This is a genomic window from Chryseobacterium sp. 22543 (assembly GCF_052044565.1).
Classification (GTDB): Bacteria; Bacteroidota; Bacteroidia; order Flavobacteriales; family Weeksellaceae; genus Chryseobacterium.
The window spans coordinates 796,047-811,568 of record NZ_JBQENH010000001.1 but is presented as its reverse complement, the minus strand read 5'-3'; the positions used below and the strand labels follow the sequence as shown (position 1 = coordinate 811,568).

The 15,522-nt window shown below is 36.3% G+C and carries 18 protein-coding genes; 7 read left to right on the top strand and 11 right to left on the bottom strand.

The genetic code is table 11. From position 1 onward, the window contains the following. The first annotated feature begins 232 nt into the window (after positions 1-232). Positions 233-1,342, top strand: coding sequence for a heparan-alpha-glucosaminide N-acetyltransferase domain-containing protein (locus ACTJIP_RS03560; protein ID WP_180564404.1), 1,110 nt, complete (start codon positions 233-235; stop codon positions 1,340-1,342). 79 nt (positions 1,343-1,421) lie between these two features. Here ACTJIP_RS03560 and ACTJIP_RS03555 read toward each other — a convergent pair whose 3' ends face one another. The 3 genes from ACTJIP_RS03555 to ACTJIP_RS03545 all read right to left on the bottom strand — a co-directional run bounded on the left by ACTJIP_RS03555 (position 1,422) and on the right by ACTJIP_RS03545 (position 3,170). Further along, on the bottom strand, positions 1,422-1,775 hold the full coding sequence (locus ACTJIP_RS03555; protein ID WP_180564403.1) for a cupin domain-containing protein: 354 nt from the start codon (positions 1,773-1,775) through the stop codon (positions 1,422-1,424). Between the two features lie 19 nt (positions 1,776-1,794). After that, the gene (locus tag ACTJIP_RS03550) at positions 1,795-2,214 is read right to left on the bottom strand and encodes a DoxX family membrane protein (protein WP_440704124.1); all 420 of its coding nucleotides are present in this window, start codon (positions 2,212-2,214) and stop codon (positions 1,795-1,797) included. 164 nt (positions 2,215-2,378) lie between these two features. Continuing rightward, positions 2,379-3,170: an AraC family transcriptional regulator gene (locus ACTJIP_RS03545; RefSeq protein ID WP_440704123.1), complete on the bottom strand. Its 792-nt coding sequence runs from the start codon at positions 3,168-3,170 to the stop codon at positions 2,379-2,381. Positions 3,171-3,334: 164 nt separating this feature from the next. Here ACTJIP_RS03545 and ACTJIP_RS03540 point away from each other — a divergent pair, with 164 nt between their 5' ends. Then, positions 3,335-3,847 (top strand): thioredoxin family protein, encoded by a 513-nt coding sequence (locus ACTJIP_RS03540; RefSeq protein ID WP_440704122.1) that lies wholly within the window; start codon positions 3,335-3,337, stop codon positions 3,845-3,847. Between the two features lie 68 nt (positions 3,848-3,915). Here ACTJIP_RS03540 and ACTJIP_RS03535 read toward each other — a convergent pair whose 3' ends face one another. From ACTJIP_RS03535 to ACTJIP_RS03520, 4 genes are all read right to left on the bottom strand, one after another. Further along, on the bottom strand, positions 3,916-4,518 hold the full coding sequence (locus ACTJIP_RS03535) for a hypothetical protein (RefSeq protein ID WP_149386766.1): 603 nt from the start codon (positions 4,516-4,518) through the stop codon (positions 3,916-3,918). Between the two features lie 132 nt (positions 4,519-4,650). Continuing rightward, positions 4,651-5,046, bottom strand: a complete 396-nt coding sequence (locus ACTJIP_RS03530; RefSeq protein ID WP_180564398.1) for a DUF7674 family protein — start codon at positions 5,044-5,046, stop codon at positions 4,651-4,653. A 265-nt stretch (positions 5,047-5,311) separates the two neighbouring features. Then, positions 5,312-5,668: a DUF7674 family protein gene (locus ACTJIP_RS03525; RefSeq protein ID WP_105700953.1), complete on the bottom strand. Its 357-nt coding sequence runs from the start codon at positions 5,666-5,668 to the stop codon at positions 5,312-5,314. An 11-nt stretch (positions 5,669-5,679) separates the two neighbouring features. Then, on the bottom strand, positions 5,680-5,844 hold the full coding sequence (locus ACTJIP_RS03520; protein WP_232538993.1) for a hypothetical protein: 165 nt from the start codon (positions 5,842-5,844) through the stop codon (positions 5,680-5,682). A 418-nt stretch (positions 5,845-6,262) separates the two neighbouring features. Here ACTJIP_RS03520 and ACTJIP_RS03515 point away from each other — a divergent pair, with 418 nt between their 5' ends. The 5 genes from ACTJIP_RS03515 (at position 6,263) to ACTJIP_RS03495 (ending at position 10,639) form a co-directional block, all read left to right on the top strand. After that, complete coding sequence (locus ACTJIP_RS03515) at positions 6,263-7,276, top strand: nucleoid-associated protein (RefSeq protein WP_219073132.1); 1,014 nt, start codon at positions 6,263-6,265, stop codon at positions 7,274-7,276. Positions 7,277-7,338: 62 nt separating this feature from the next. Next, on the top strand, positions 7,339-8,301 hold the full coding sequence (locus ACTJIP_RS03510) for a hypothetical protein (RefSeq protein ID WP_440704121.1): 963 nt from the start codon (positions 7,339-7,341) through the stop codon (positions 8,299-8,301). 318 nt (positions 8,302-8,619) lie between these two features. Next, the gene (locus ACTJIP_RS03505; protein ID WP_077419309.1) at positions 8,620-8,823 is read left to right on the top strand and encodes a bacteriocin-like protein; all 204 of its coding nucleotides are present in this window, start codon (positions 8,620-8,622) and stop codon (positions 8,821-8,823) included. 72 nt (positions 8,824-8,895) lie between these two features. Next, positions 8,896-9,753: a GLPGLI family protein gene (locus tag ACTJIP_RS03500; protein WP_077419310.1), complete on the top strand. Its 858-nt coding sequence runs from the start codon at positions 8,896-8,898 to the stop codon at positions 9,751-9,753. A gap of 106 nt (positions 9,754-9,859) precedes the next feature. Beyond that, the gene (locus tag ACTJIP_RS03495) at positions 9,860-10,639 is read left to right on the top strand and encodes a cyclase family protein (protein ID WP_180564393.1); all 780 of its coding nucleotides are present in this window, start codon (positions 9,860-9,862) and stop codon (positions 10,637-10,639) included. A gap of 81 nt (positions 10,640-10,720) precedes the next feature. Here the strand turns inward: ACTJIP_RS03495 and ACTJIP_RS03490 are convergent, their stop codons facing one another. From ACTJIP_RS03490 to ACTJIP_RS03475, 4 genes are read right to left on the bottom strand one after another with little or no spacing between them, the layout of a single operon-like run. Next, positions 10,721-11,473, bottom strand: a complete 753-nt coding sequence (locus ACTJIP_RS03490) for a succinate dehydrogenase/fumarate reductase iron-sulfur subunit (protein ID WP_077419312.1) — start codon at positions 11,471-11,473, stop codon at positions 10,721-10,723. Between the two features lie 12 nt (positions 11,474-11,485). Continuing rightward, positions 11,486-13,402: a fumarate reductase/succinate dehydrogenase flavoprotein subunit gene (locus tag ACTJIP_RS03485; RefSeq protein ID WP_180564392.1), complete on the bottom strand. Its 1,917-nt coding sequence runs from the start codon at positions 13,400-13,402 to the stop codon at positions 11,486-11,488. 11 nt (positions 13,403-13,413) lie between these two features. Further along, positions 13,414-14,070 (bottom strand): succinate dehydrogenase cytochrome b subunit, encoded by a 657-nt coding sequence (locus tag ACTJIP_RS03480; protein ID WP_047387121.1) that lies wholly within the window; start codon positions 14,068-14,070, stop codon positions 13,414-13,416. A gap of 16 nt (positions 14,071-14,086) precedes the next feature. Next, the gene (locus ACTJIP_RS03475) at positions 14,087-15,517 is read right to left on the bottom strand and encodes an anion permease (RefSeq protein WP_180564391.1); all 1,431 of its coding nucleotides are present in this window, start codon (positions 15,515-15,517) and stop codon (positions 14,087-14,089) included. Positions 15,518-15,522: the final 5 nt, after the last annotated feature.

Genomic DNA, 15,522 nt, shown 5'->3' with positions numbered 1-15,522 from the left:
TTAAGGGTAAATTATATGAATGGATAGGGACGGATATTGACCTGAAATGGGTTTTAATGTGGAATTAAATCTTTAATTATTAATATTTTATGAAAATTTATTAATGAATTATAAGGAGTGGTTTTAATTTGTATATTTGATTTTTATTTATTCTAAATAAAAATATTGTTTAACGAAAAATTAATGAATACAATTTTATCCATCTAATCCACAATTTTCACTAAATAAAACTATGGAACAACAAAACAAAAGAATCCTCACTCTGGATTTAATAAAAGGTATAAGTGTTATCGGAATGATCATTATACATACCTTACTGGTATACGCCAATGTAAAATCACAATATGAAACAGCAATTGGCAGTTTTATTGTTTTTCTCGGAAGAGGAACTTCCATTTTCCTGATCTGTATGGGAATTACCTTTATGACTTCCACTCATCAAAGTCTTAAAAGTGCATTAAAACGGGGTGTTTTACTGGTGTTTGCAGGTCTCTTTATGAATTTTATGAAATTTATGATCCCTGTTATTTTTAATTTTGCTCCCGATAATTTTATCCAGAAATACGGATGGCATGCTCCTATAGGGCAGCAGTATGTATATCTGGTACAGCTGGGTGATATTTTACAGCTGGCAGGGATGTCTTTACTGTTCGTTGGGTTTATCAGAGAGTATGTGAAAAATAAATATATTATTCTGGCGATAGGCTTATTCGTTGCACTGATATCCAGAGAAGTGAGCGGAATTAATCTTGACTATCCTGTGATCAATTATGTTCTGGATCTTCTTTTCAATACAGATTATCCGGCATATGTCTATTTTCCTGTTTTCCCATGGATGGCTTTTATTATCATCGGAATGTTTTTCGGTAAATGGTTTCAGGAACTGAACTACAACATCAAACTGGTATTTAGAAATATGCTGTATGTAGGACTGTTGTTTATTGCCATAGGTGCACCGTTGGTTTTTCTGTATGGTGATTATAATTACAACGGATTTTATCATATGGGGCCTGGCGGGGTTATTTATTTTGCAGGCTGGACCTTACTGTTTTTATGGCTGATCAATACAATAACTGCAAACGTTAAGGAAAATGGCTTTATGCGTGTTCTGAAGTACTGCAGCAGAAATTTAACCTCAATGTACATGATCCAATGGATACTGATCTCCTGGGGAAAAGGAATTTTTGGGTATAGACAACATGAAATTGGGTATGTGTCGGTGCTGATTGTACTATATATCATTCTCACTTTTTCAGTACAGACTCTGGTGGATATTGTGAGAAAGAAAAAAACTTTAATTAATTTCAGACCTGTATCATCAAACAAAGCCGCCTTGAAATAAAAATGCCAGTGTAATGCTGCAATATTTTATAAGAGAAAACCACAGTAAAATATTTCACTGTGGTTTTGTTTTTAATGGGTTAAAGAATCTCTACTTCTTCAGGGATCACAAAAAGAATAGTACACCCATGCTCCGACTTTACGGAATGCTTAAAATTCGGTGGAGTATATAAGTAATCTCCTTTTTCAAGCTGAGCACCTGCAATAGCAGCATCACCTTCCATGATAAACAGTTCTTCTCCGGCAGGATGATTATGATAAGGATAGCTGGCTCCCGGTTCAAATTTTAAAAGAATGCTGGTAGAACGGTTTTTCTCCGGATCAAATTTTAAAGATTTTACAAAAATACCTTCATAGTGAATTCCTTTTTCAATTAAAGGCTGCCATTCTTTTTGTTCTGTTTTTACGATGTAATCGTGAATGTTGGTGTTCATGATATATAAATTTTAATTGTTATTGTTGTAGAAACTGGTCTAAACTCCATTGATAGCGGGAGAAAGTACTCAGGAGAAATGCTCCGGCACAGAATGCAAATACAGAATAATCCAAAGGCTCTTTAATGCCAAAAGAAATACTCATTGCAACCGCAAAAAATAAAGTAAGAATAGAGGCGCAACGTGCCATTCCTTTTATCTGATACCCTATAAGAAGCAGAATGCCGATTGACAATTCAGCAGCTGTAGATAATATGGCAATTATGGAAGCCCATGACTGCGGTAAGAATGAATTCGTTTCAGCAGTATAATCGACAAATTTTTTCCATCCTGAAGATTGAGCTCCCAAAAGATTAAGCCTGCTTGCTACAGCAGATAAAAATCCGAATGCCAAAGCTATCCTTAATAAAAAAACGGCGGTGTCCTGTTGAGTTTTCATACTTATAATTTTTAGGTCTTAATTACAGGTACAAAGTTCAGCGAAAACTGTTGTCTAAAGAATAGACAATTCCGGGAAAAGCATAGAATATTTGTATGGAAGAGGGAAGCTGGAAGTGATTGGGAACTGTTAATTTCTTATCAGGTTAAATTTTTCTAACTCCTTTAAATTTCCTTTACGGTCTTCTGATAATCTTTTGGAGAACGGGAAGTATGTTTTTTAAAGAAATTGGAAAAGTAGAAAGGATCATTGAAACCAAGAAGGTAAGCTATTTCTTTTACGGTTAGTTTTTCATACAGTAAAAGTCTCTTTGCTTCAGAAATAATAAGGCTGTAGATAACATTTTGAGCAGTTTTGCTCGTGTGAAGTTTTGAAACCTCATTCAGCTTGGCTTCAGTGGTTCCGAGGATATCAGCAAAATGGGAGACCTGAAAATTATTTTTAAAATGGGTTCTGACACTTTCCAGGAACTTTAAGAATAAAGCATCAGGTTTCCATATTTCATCACCGTTGGCGATTTTACTGCGGTTGATTTCTACCAACAGCAATTCAACCAGAGAATGCGTGGAGATCAGATACTGATAAGGCTGTTCCAGAATTTCTTTTTCAATAGTGTTGAGTATTTCGGAGAAAAATTTGGGATGAAGCACAGTAATCATTTCATTCATTCCAAAATGACAAAAAAGCCCATTGTGAAAAATAAGTTCAATATCACTGTCACTTTTAGAGAAGAAGTCCAGGGTAAATTCTAATGCCGTAAGTTCTCCTTCCACCGATTTTAATTGATGAAACTGCCCTGAAGTAATGGTTATGGTTTGGCCGGTTTTCAGGATGAAAATATTTTCGTCAATCAGGATTTCAGCACTTCCATGATCACACCAGAATAATGTGTATTTGATGACCCGTCTTGGCTCAGGATGTCCTGACTGATTAGAATATTTTTTTATTTCAATCATTTTTAAATCTATTTAAGAATAGAAGATTCTGTTTTGTATAAAATATCAGGAAGCAAATTTATCATGGACTAAATTACAAAATGTTTAACTAAATTGATGAGCTCCAAAGTTATATTGTCAAAGAAAAATATCTAAATTCGTGTAGATTTAAACAAAAATTCAGAATGAAATACTCTAAAATTATTATCATTGTTACGCTGTTTTTATTTCAGTTAGGAGCAGCACAGGAAAAAGCAGATATAGTATTAAATACAGCTTTCAAAGAAGCTAAAGCAGACAATAAAAATGTTTTACTGGTATTCCATGCTTCATGGTGCAAATGGTGTAAGATGATGGAGAAAAATATGGATCTTCCTGAAACCAAACCGATTTTTGATAAAAGATTTGTCACGGCTTATGTGGATGTTCAGGAAAGAGGCGAAAAGAAAAGCCTTGAAAATCCTGGCGGACAGGAATTGATGAATAAATATAAAGGTGAAAATGCAGGACTTCCTTTCTGGCTGGTTCTGAACTCCAAAGGAGAAGTGCTGACAGATTCTTTTGATGACAAAGGACAAAACCTGGGATCACCGGCAACCCCGGAAGAAGTAAATGCTTTCATTGCTAAACTGGGAAAATCTTCAAAACTGAGTAAAGAAGAATCGCAGACCATTGAGAAAGTGTTTGTGAAGAAATAAGACTTAAAAAAACATAAAAATCCCTCCAATAAGTTCATTGGAGGGATTTTTATGATATCATCGGATGATTAAAACTTCTTATAATAATATTCAATATTTGTCCATAAAACCTGGTCTCCTGATTTTACCATTTCAGAAGGATTGGTAAATATATTCCCAAAAATATTTTCGTATTGGGTTGTCCCAAAATGTGCACTTTTAGTAATCAGCAGCCCTTCTCCATCGGTTCGGGGTACTCTTTTAACGTATCTGTAAGTTCTTTTTAAAGTGAACGAGGACGTGTTTTTATTGAAATCACCAATATAAGTTGGTTTATTAGTATTATTCTCTTTGATTAACACAGAGTCATTTACAATTGTGAAACTATAAGTGAAGTCTGTAGATGAGGTTTCGGAAATCAATTTAATGGTCTTGTTGGTAAGATCAAGGCTTATCTTTTTCCAGGCAGGTTCCTGATACGTGCTCCAGTATTTGTTCAGATAAGACTCATCAGGATTAGATTTACTTCCGAATGATCCGGTATAAAGAGTGGTTCCTTTTACAGCATAGCTTTTGAATTCAAATTGATACATTTCTTTATCAATTGGCTTCGGATCGTCAATGGTGCTGTCATTATTTCCACACGAAATCAGAGAGAGGCCTATCATTGCTGCGTAAAAAGGGTACTTCATCGTTATTTTTTTGCAAAAGTAAGGGTTTTACACGTACTAGTGAAATAGAAGAGGGTGTGATTTGTCAGTAACAGAACAAAAAAGCAAAAAGGCGAATTCACTGATTTACCTTTTTGCTCTTTATTTTACATGTTATTTTCCAAAATATATCATATCCTGCTTCTGCTGTTCATTATAAATGATCTGGAAGCTTACAGGCATATATTGATAAAGGAGTTTCCAATGTTGAATCTTTGCGTGTTTCTTGAAGCTTTCAAAAGATCTTACAAACAGATTTTCAATCATGGTTCTTACATAAGAATCCCCGTTTTTATAGATTGAGTCCATCAGTTTAAGGTGATGGGCAATAATGCTGATTTTAGATTCCTGTAAAAGATTCTTCAGATAATTCACGGTAGCCTGCATGATTCCAGCGAAATTGTCCTGAACAGACAATTGTGTGATTTCCTTGCGAAGTGGCGGATAGAAAAATTTTAAGTATTCAACAGCTATTTTTTGATTAATAGTTTGCATTTGTACTTTCATCATAATTAAGAATTTTTCAAACACTTTATATTGCAGCGAAATGTATACCAAAATTTAAAGGCAGGCCGCAAAAATAAATACACATACTATCACAGCGATGTGAGTGAGTAATATCTCTGTATTGTGTCTGTTGGTCGTGGTTTTCAAGGTTTTCCAATCTGAAATTCTTCTTATTTTATTTTTCATAATCTATTGATTGTGAGTTATTTTTGATTTTGTTTAATTTAAACACTTTGTAATGAAACGGATAAAAAATGTAATAAAACCTTTATATACCGTGACTGTAAATTTGTCTTGAATATACCTTCTGAAGGTTGGTAGAAATGTGACTAAAAATCACTTTTCTGTATTCTTCACTGCAGAAAGCGGTACAATTGTCCAGAGAATAGATGAAAGTAGTTTCAATAGCATTTTTTAATACGGTATCTCCGTCAGTATAAATTTTGTCCATTTTCTGTAAACTTCTGAACAGCAGATTTCTGTCATTCTGGCGGATCATGTTTTTAATGCGCTCCGTGAAAGTGCGGATGATGCTGTATGAGTTTTGAATTTTAATTTCTTTCACTTCTTTTTCGAAATCGGGAACCACGTCGGTGATTTCCTTTACGGCTTGTAGATAATTCATAATATTATATTTTAATGGTGATTCTGTTCCAGCATTCTGATGATGGCGCCAAAGATGAAAATGGTTAAAAAAGCAAAAAAGAGCAGGTGATAGGGCTTCAGCCATTTTGGAGTTTCAGGTCCTCTGCTTTTTAATCTTCTCAGCTTATCGAGTCTGTTTAATGTCTTTAAGTCCATTTTTCTATGTTTTCAAATCATGATGCCAATGGTATTCCGTTAGAAATATGTTTTATTTAAATATTTGATATTTAAACAATTATGTATTTGTTGCTGAATTTTTAAAACAAAAAAGCATGTCAAAATGATAAGGGTTTTATCAATTTGGAAAAATGAAAGCCAAAAACTTCTATTATCAAGCCTATTACAAACGAACGACTGAGAATTGGGACTGTTTCAAAGGCCAAATGGTTTAGCTGTTGTCATTCTGACGAATGAATAATCTAATTGATATTCAGGTTTATGGGATTCTTCACTACATTTCATTTCATTCAGAATGATACAGTGGGATAAAATTTCACCCAGAATAAAATGAAAATTTTTAGGTTTCGCAGAAAGAATAAGAATGAATATCTTTGCAGTCCAAATATTCAGAAAAATGTTTTCAAAAATAATAGTACACAGAGTAGGAAATAAGATCAATGGAGATTCCCTGACGCTTTCCCAGGAAGAATTGAAGCTGGAAGAAGGAATGGCAGAAATGCTTGAAGATTACTTTTTAGGTTCCTTTAAATCAGAAGAAACTTTTCATTTTTACAGTGACACCTACCTGGTGAATAATCCGGTTTACAGTGCCGTATCTGAAATTTTTGAGGATAAATCCAAGTTCATCTGGGAGTCGGAGAATATTGCAAAACACCTTTTTGATGCTGCCGAAAACCCAAGAGTTCAGAGTGGAGAACTTTTTATCGTACTTTTTGAAGATGAAAGTGACCGTCCTGATAAAGTAGACAAGATCGGGATCTTCAAAACAGAGAAGAGAGAATCTTTCCTGAAAATCAACCCTTCAGAAGAAACTTTTGATATTGAAAAAGATCAGGGAATTGGTTTATCTAAAATTGATAAAGCCGCTTTGGTCTACAACAATGATAAAGAAACCGGATATGTACTTTCTGTAGTTGACAACAACAAAAACGGAGATATGTACTATTGGTTCGAAGATTTCCTGAAGGTAAAACAGCGTGATGATGAATATTTTCACACGCAGGAGGCTTTGATGGTCTATAAAGATTATATCACAAAACAGCTGCCTCAGGAATTTGAAGTTTCCAAAGCAGACCAGGCGGACTTCCTTAATAAGTCTATCAATTTCTTCAAAGAAAAAGAAGAATTTAAGTTAGATGATTTTGCCAGTGAAGTATTGGGAGATGAACATGTGATTGAAAGTTTTGTCAACTTTAAAACAGATTACGAACAGGAAATGCAGGTGAACATCGCTGAAGAATTCCCGATCAGTGAAGCTGCGGTAAAAAAGACTCAGAGACATTTTAAAAGTATCATTAAACTGGATAAAAATTTCCACATCTACATCCACGGAGACAGACAGAAAATTGAAACCGGAGAAGATGATAAAGGAAAATACTACAGACTTTATTTCGAAAAAGAGGTATAAAAAAGAATTCTCCCATTCAATAATAATATCATAACTTTATCTCACCACACAAAATAAAAGTTATGAAATTTTTGATCATTTTCTGGGGAGCTTTTTTCTTTTTTTTCAGTGCTCCTTTTCCCATTTTCATCTATATGATGGGTGAGGAACTGGCGACAGAACCGAGAAATTCATTAGCTGTGAGCTATGGGTATCTCGGTTTTTCTTTGCTTATATGGTTGTATGTGATTCTTTTCTTTATCAATATACTTTTTATAAAAACCTTTAAAGAGAAGGATATGATTCAATCCATACTGCGGAACGGAATTCCAAGAGAAGCCAAAATCATGAACTATAAACTCCTGAAGTATATTCCGAAAACCAATATGAATATCATTCAGGTTGTACTTTCATTTCCTAATCTCAGAAATACATTGATTGAACATGAAATGATGTTTCACGACTCCAAACCACAGGAAAAAAGGTTTGATGTCGGAAATAAGGTGAAAGTACTACTTAATCCTAAAGTCTCTCAGGAACCTTACTTTATTTTAAGTGATCAGAAAGTGGGGCTCAATACTTCTGGAATCATTTTAAGAATTGTGTTTACTGTCCTGTTGATTACTTACGTGATTGGGCTCTACTATTATTTCTATATGCGGGAATCCTTTGATTTTGGCTGGAGATTTCTGACCTTCATGCATCCGATTGTTTTCAGTGGAGTAATGACTCTTATTTATATTTTGGTTTTTCAGTTGCTGATCAGCAGGCTTTTTAAAAATAAAAAAGAAGAACGAATCCTCTTTTCAGGAAGAAATGCTGAAGCCAATATTATCAGTGTAAGCCAGACAGGTCTTCTTGTCAATGATCAGCCGCAGATTATGTTTCAGGTGAGCTTTAAAGATTTCAGAGGAACAGAACATATTACTGTTTACAAGAAAATTGTCAGTCTTTTGAACCTCTCTTCTGTTCCTAAATCCGGAACTATTGAAATCATGTATGATGAGAATGATCCGAAGAAGATTATGATTCCTAAAGGGTTTTAAGGAAAAGGCAAAAAAGCAAAAGGGTAAAATGCTAAATTTGATGGTAATGCGTCAAAATAATTAAACAACCTTTAGACTTTATATGTGAAAATTTCTGTTTGAAATTAATTATTTAACATAATCAGGAATAATAAAAAGCATTTTTTTAATGAATACTTTTTGTGTAGGAAATATGATAAAATCAATTCAATTTTATACGAAAATTTTTTAAGTGAAAAATATGTTTTTATCAGATAAACAACTGCTTAACATAATAAAAAATATCCTATAGATATGAGTTAGTTGTATATATTTGAGACCTGATTAAAAACATATTTTATGAAAAAATTAAAAAAAATGACTCGTGAAAACCTTAAATCTGTAAAAGGAGGTCAAGTTTGGTATGCTGAAACTTCTTGCGGTGTACAAGCTACAACTACTCAAGATTGGACAGCAGAGCAAGCAAATGCGTGGGTTGAAGCTCTTGAAGCAAATTATTGTAAGTCGGCTTCTCACTATGGTCCTAGTAATAATCTAGCCTAATTAGCTTAAATTAATGCACTTATAGTGAAAATTAAGACTATAAGTGCAATTTTATAATGAAAAATATCTCTTATGCATTACCATAAAAAACTAATACAAATATTCATTTTATTTTATAGTGTTTTATCTTATGCACAATCATACAGACAGGATACTCTTCATGGTGAATTTACTTACCAATTAAAAGCTAAATTCGATTTACGAACTGATTATAAACATGAGGAACAATTTTTATTACAGATAGGGAATAACCGTGCATTTTTCGCAAGTAATATATCACTTAAGGGTGATTCTGTAATGACGGCTTCAGGAACAGCAACAAAGAATGCTGATGGTAGTATCACTCTTGGTTGGAAAAAAGGAACAGTGATTCCAAAAACAGGTTTATCTTTTACCATAATTCAATCTAATGAAAATATACAATATTTTAGATTAGTTGGAATGTCTTTACTTACTTATAAAGAACCAATAATAAAGAATTGGAAACTTATTAATGAGTCTAAAGTGATCAATACAATTAATTGCAAAAAAGCAGAAGTTACCTTTAAAGGAAGAAACTGGATAGCATGGTATTCTCCTGAAATTCCATTGCCTTATGGTCCATATAAATTTAGTGGATTACCAGGATTAATTGTCAAAATAACAGATGATAAAGGAGATTTTGATTTTGAACTGGTAAAATCTATACCTGCATCTAAATTAAAAGGAAAGTTAGTTACCATCAAGAAAAACAGATATACTGAAGCTATAGAAACAACACAACAAAAATTAAAACAAGCATTAAGAAATGCAGAAGCAAATTCTGCTGCTGTACTTGCAAGTTATGGAACGACAATAATAAAAGGTCAGGAAATGGTAAGACAGAGAGAAAAAGAACGAGAAGAAAATAAAAAATATGAAAACCCAATAGAATTAGAAAAAGATCAGTAATTAGCTGATCTTTTTTATGTACTGATCAGATTCTTAACTCAAACAAATATTCCATTTATTCTTCTTTTTATCATATTCGCTATCTTTGTTTTATTAGCTAAATCATATGAAAACGACAATTGTTGATCTGACAAAACCCATTCAATATAATGCAGGAGACCCATGGTTCATGAGGGTGAAAATCAAACATAAAGCACACAGAAAATCACATTGGCTGATTCGTCTGGCGTTAAGACTGCCCTCAAGACTTTTTCCTAAAAACTGGACGGGCTGGGCAGATGACACGATTAAAAATATGGGACTTCATGCCACCACTCATATTGATGCTCCATGGCATTATGGTCCAGTAGTAGAAGGTAAACCGGCAAAAACCATAGATCAGATTCCTCTGGAATGGTGTTATGGGGATGGAATTGTGATTGACTGTACTCATAAAGAAGATTTTGTGGCTATCACCGTAGATGATCTCAAAAAAGACCTTGACAAAAATGGAATCATGATACAGGAAGGAAATATTGTACTGATCAGAACTGACCGAGATAAGATGATGGGAACTTCAGATTTTGTAGAAAAAGGTACAGGAATGAGCAAAGAAGCTACAGAGTGGCTGATTGACCAGGGCGTAAAAGTAATGGGAATTGATCAATGGGGCTGGGATCTTCCTTTAAGATATATGGCTAAAAAAGCCAAAGAACTCAATGATCCTGAATTCTTTTGGGAAGGACACCGTGTAGGAATTGAAAAAGAATATTTACACATCGAGCAGCTTACGAATCTCAGTGCATTACCTCCGTCCGGATTTAAAATCTGTGTATTTCCATTAAAGATTGTAGGCGGTTCTGCAGCTCCGGCAAGGGTTGTGGCCATAATGAATGAGCAGAAGTAAATCATAAAAAGAAAGAGCAAACCTGCATTGCAGATTTACCCTTTCAAACATTATCATTTTTAGCGTTCTTCTTTTATTGATCTAAGCTTTTTTCCTGAAAAATAAAGCTCTGCTATACTCAAAATTCATTCTGGCGATATTGAGTACGGAAATTCCTTGTGGACATTCCACTTCGCAGGCTTCTGTATTGGAACAGTGCCCGAATAATTCGGTGTCCATCTGAGCCACCATATCCAGAACCCTTTTACTGCGTTCTTCCTTCCCTTGAGGAAGAAGGGCCATATGGGTGATTTTTGCAGAGGTAAATAATGCTGCACTTCCGTTTTTACACGTAGCCACACAAGCCCCACATCCGATACAGGCTGCGGAATCAAAAGCTTCTTCAGCAGTCTGGTGAGTCACCGGAATGGCTGTAGCGTCAGGAGCCTGGCCTGTGTTTACAGACACAAAACCTCCTGAAGATATAATTCTATCGAAAGCAGAACGGTCTACTTTTAAATCTTTCTTCACCGGAAAAGCTTCAGCACGGAAAGGTTCTATCAGAATCGTTTCCCCATCTTTAAAAGACCGTAAATGAAGCTGGCAGGTGGTTGTATTTTTCAGAGGACCATGGGCAATACCGTTAATCATCATTCCACATTGTCCACAGATTCCTTCACGGCAGTCGTGATCAAATTCTACAGGCTCATCACCTTCAATGATCAGTTTTTCGTTTAAGGTATCCAGCATTTCTAAGAAAGACATATGGGAGTTCAATCCTTTCAGGTCGTAGCCCACCAGTTTTCCATCACTTTTTCTGTCTTTCTGTCTCCATATCTTAAGATGTAAATCCATAATTTTCTGTTTTTATTTGTAACTTCTTACCGTTGGCTGAATTTCTTCAAAGGTTAAAGGCTCTTTAATCAGTTCAGGTTCTCCATTTTCACCTGTCCACGCCCATGCGGAGATAAACTGGTATTCCGCATCATTTCTCATCGCTTCCCCGTCCGGAGTCTGGAATTCTTCCCGGAAATGCGCTCCGCACGATTCGTTACGGGTTAAGGCATCATAGCACATCAGTTCTCCGATTTCAAAATAATCGGCAACGCGGCCTGCTTTTTCCAGTTCGGTATTCATTTTATCTCCCTGCCCGGAAACCCTTACATCCTTATAAAATTCCTCTTTCAGTTTTCTGATTTCCTGAATGGCATATTTCAGACCTTCTTCATTTCTGGCCAGTCCGCAATAATCATACAGGAGTTTTCCTAATGTTTTGTGGAAATAATCAACGGTTTTAGTTCCTTTAATACTGATAAAATCACGAATCTGCTCTTTAACGGCATTTTCTGCCTGTTCAAATTCAGGAGTGTTCGGTGAAATTTTTCCGGTATGAATTTCATCTGCCAAATAGTTCGCAATGGTGTAAGGAGCAATGAAATAACCGTCTACAGAAGCTTGTAAAAGAGAATTGGCTCCCAATCTGTTGGCTCCGTGATCCGCAAAATTAGCTTCACCTAGGGCAAACAATCCCGGAATAGTAGTCATCAGCTCGTAATCTATCCAAAGTCCACCCATTGAAAAGTGTGCAGACGGAGAGATCATCATAGGTTCTTTATACGCATCATAACCTGTTATTTTCAGATACATATCGAATAAGTTTCCATATTTTTCACTGATCTTATCTTTCCCCTGTTCCTGTATTGCTTTTGAAAAATCGAGATACACTGCATTTTTCAAAGGCCCGATTCCAAAACCTGCATCAATTCTTTCTTTTGCTGCACGGGAAGAAATATCTCTCGGAGCAAGATTTCCGAAAGCCGGATATCTTCTTTCCAGGTAATAATCTCTTTCATTTTCGGGAATATTATTCGGAGGTCTGTTTTCACCTTCTTTCAATGGGACCCAGATACGACCGTCATTACGTAATGATTCAGACATTAAGGTCAGTTTAGACTGATAATCTCCGGATTGTGGAAGAGAAGTAGGATGCACCTGAATCCAGCTTGGAGAAGCCATTAAAGCTCCCTTTTTGTGGGCTCTCCAGATCGCAGAGCCATTGCATCCCATGGCAAGGGTAGACAGGTAATAGATTTTACCATACCCTCCCGTTGCCAATACTACAGCATGGGCTGCATGTCTTTCAATGTCTCCGGTGTCTAAATTCCTTACGATAATTCCTCTGGCTTTCCCATCAACAGTGACCAGATCAAGCATTTCATGTCTTGAAAACAATTGTACAGAACCTTTTCCAACCTGTCTCATCAAAGCCTGATAAGCTCCCAGAAGAAGCTGTTGCCCTGTTTGTCCTCTCGCATAAAAAGTACGGCTTACCTGAACCCCTCCGAAGGAACGGTTATTCAGATATCCCCCATATTCACGTCCGAAAGGTACACCTTGAGCTACGGCCTGATCGATGAGGTTCAGAGAGCACTCTGCCATACGGTATACATTCGCTTCACGGGCTCTGAAGTCGCCTCCTTTCAGTGTGTCTACAAACATCCGGTAGATACTGTCACCATCGTTTTTATAATTTTTTGCAGCATTCACACCTCCCTGGGCTGCCACAGAGTGTGCTCTTCTCGGGCTGTCCTGGAAACAGAATGATTTAACATTATATCCCATTTCTCCCAAAGAAGCAGCAATGGAACTTCCTGCCAGTCCTGTTCCTACTACAATGACATCCAGTTTTTTGCGGTTGGCAGGGTTAACGAGTTTTGCTTTCTTTTTATAATTATCCCATTTATGTTCTAATGGGCCTTGTGGTATTTTTGAATCTAAAATCATGACCGTTCTGTTTAATGATAAGTAAAGAATACATACACCGGCATCAATGCAAAACCTACACAGATAATGATTGAATAGGCAATTCCTATAGTTTTGAACCATTGTACAAACTTAGGGTGATAGAGCCCCAATGTTCTTACAGCACTGTGTATCCCATGGATCAGGTGATAGCATAAAGCAATCATTGATAAAACATAAATGATAACGTACCACCATTCTTTAAAGACATTCACTACTAGAATGTACAGATCCTTATTTCCGTTTTCATCCAAAGGCGGATTTCCGAATTTGTAGATATACCAGAAGTTCTGGAAATGGATCACCAGGAAGATCAGGATTAATGTCCCGAGAATTCCCATATTTCTGGAAGCCCATTTACTGGCTCTTCCACGTCTGTCCGACTGATAACCGCCACCAGACTTTTTATTTTTTAACGTAATGATCAGCCCGTCTACAGCATGTAGAATAATACTGGCATACAAAACATAAGAAACTATTTTGATAATAATATTTCCGGATAGAAAATGCGAATAAGCATTAAATTGCAGGTGCGCCTGTTCTTGTGGCAGAAAAAGCTGAAGATTTCCGAGAAAATGAATCAACAGGAAGAATCCCAAAAAGAGTCCTGTAAGGCACATCAGCATTTTTCTTGACAGTGTTGATAACATATTTTTTATTTTATGATTAATAATATCCTAAGACTTTCATCCACAATCCTCCTACAACCATATAAATGATCAATAGAACGATCCCTATTTCAAGACCTCTGACCCACCATGCTTTCAGGTCTACATATCCGCTTCCGAAGAATACCGGAGCCGGGCCATGGCCGTAATGGGTAAGTACCCCATAAATAGAACCCATGAAACCCAGCATCATCGCCAATAGCATAGGAGGAATTCCCAAAGAAACCCCAACACCCAGCAATGCTGCATACATAGCTGCTACGTGAGCGGTAGCACTGGCAAAAATATAGTGACTGAAGAAATAGACTACAATAATAACCGGGAAAGCTACCTGCCAGCTCAGACCTCCAATTTGTACCTTGATAAGGTTACTGAACCAGCCAATGAAACCCAGTTCATTTAAAGAACTTGCCATCATCACCAGTACAGCGAACCAAACAATGGTATCCCATGCTCCTTTTTCACTTTTTACATCCTCCCAGGTCAATACTGAGGTTAACAGCAATAATGTTAATCCGATAAATGCAGTAGTGGTTGCATCAATAGAAAGTGCTCCGCCAAATATCCAAAGGGCTAACAGAATGAAAAATGCCAGTAACATCAGCCATTCATTTTTAGAGATAGGTCCCATTTCTTTTAATTTCTGAGCTGCCATTTTCGGAGCATCACCTGTTTTTTTCAGTTCAGGCGGGTATAGTTTGTACAATACCAAAGGAACGACAAAGAAGGCTACCGCACCAGGAATGAAACCTGCAGCAGCCCATGACATCCATGTAATATCAATACCCAGGTTCGCTGCAAATTTCTGACACATCGGGTTACTTGCTGTCCCGGTAAGGAACATAGAAGAAGCGATGAGGTTCATATAATAACTGTTCAACGTTAGGAATGATCCTAATTTTCTGTGGGTTTCAGGTTTTTCAGGAACGGAATCAAAGCTGATCGCCATAGATTTCATGATAGGGTAGATAATTCCACCTCCTCTCGCTGTATTACTCGGAATAGCAGGGGCCAGACAAACATCGGCAAGTCCTAATCCGTAAGCCAATCCCAATGAACTTTTACCAAAAATCCTGATGAATAGAAAGGCAATACGGTTTCCAAGTCCCGTTTTGATAAATCCTCTGGCAATAAAGAATGAAATCCCGATCAGCCAGATTACTTTATCTCCAAAACCGGAAAGCGCTTTGGTAATAGATTTTCCAGCATCTCCCGGAGCCACAACCTGCGTAAGGGCTGTAAAACCAATGGCCATCATACACATTGTACCCATTGGTGCTGCTTTAAGAATAATCCCTAAAATAGTTGCCGCAAAGATGGCGAACAGATGCCAGGCATTCTCAGCAACACCTTCCGGAGCAGGAATGAACCATATGATTAACGCAACAGCAAATGTAATCGCTACGTTTTTGATATTAATTTCTTTCATGATAC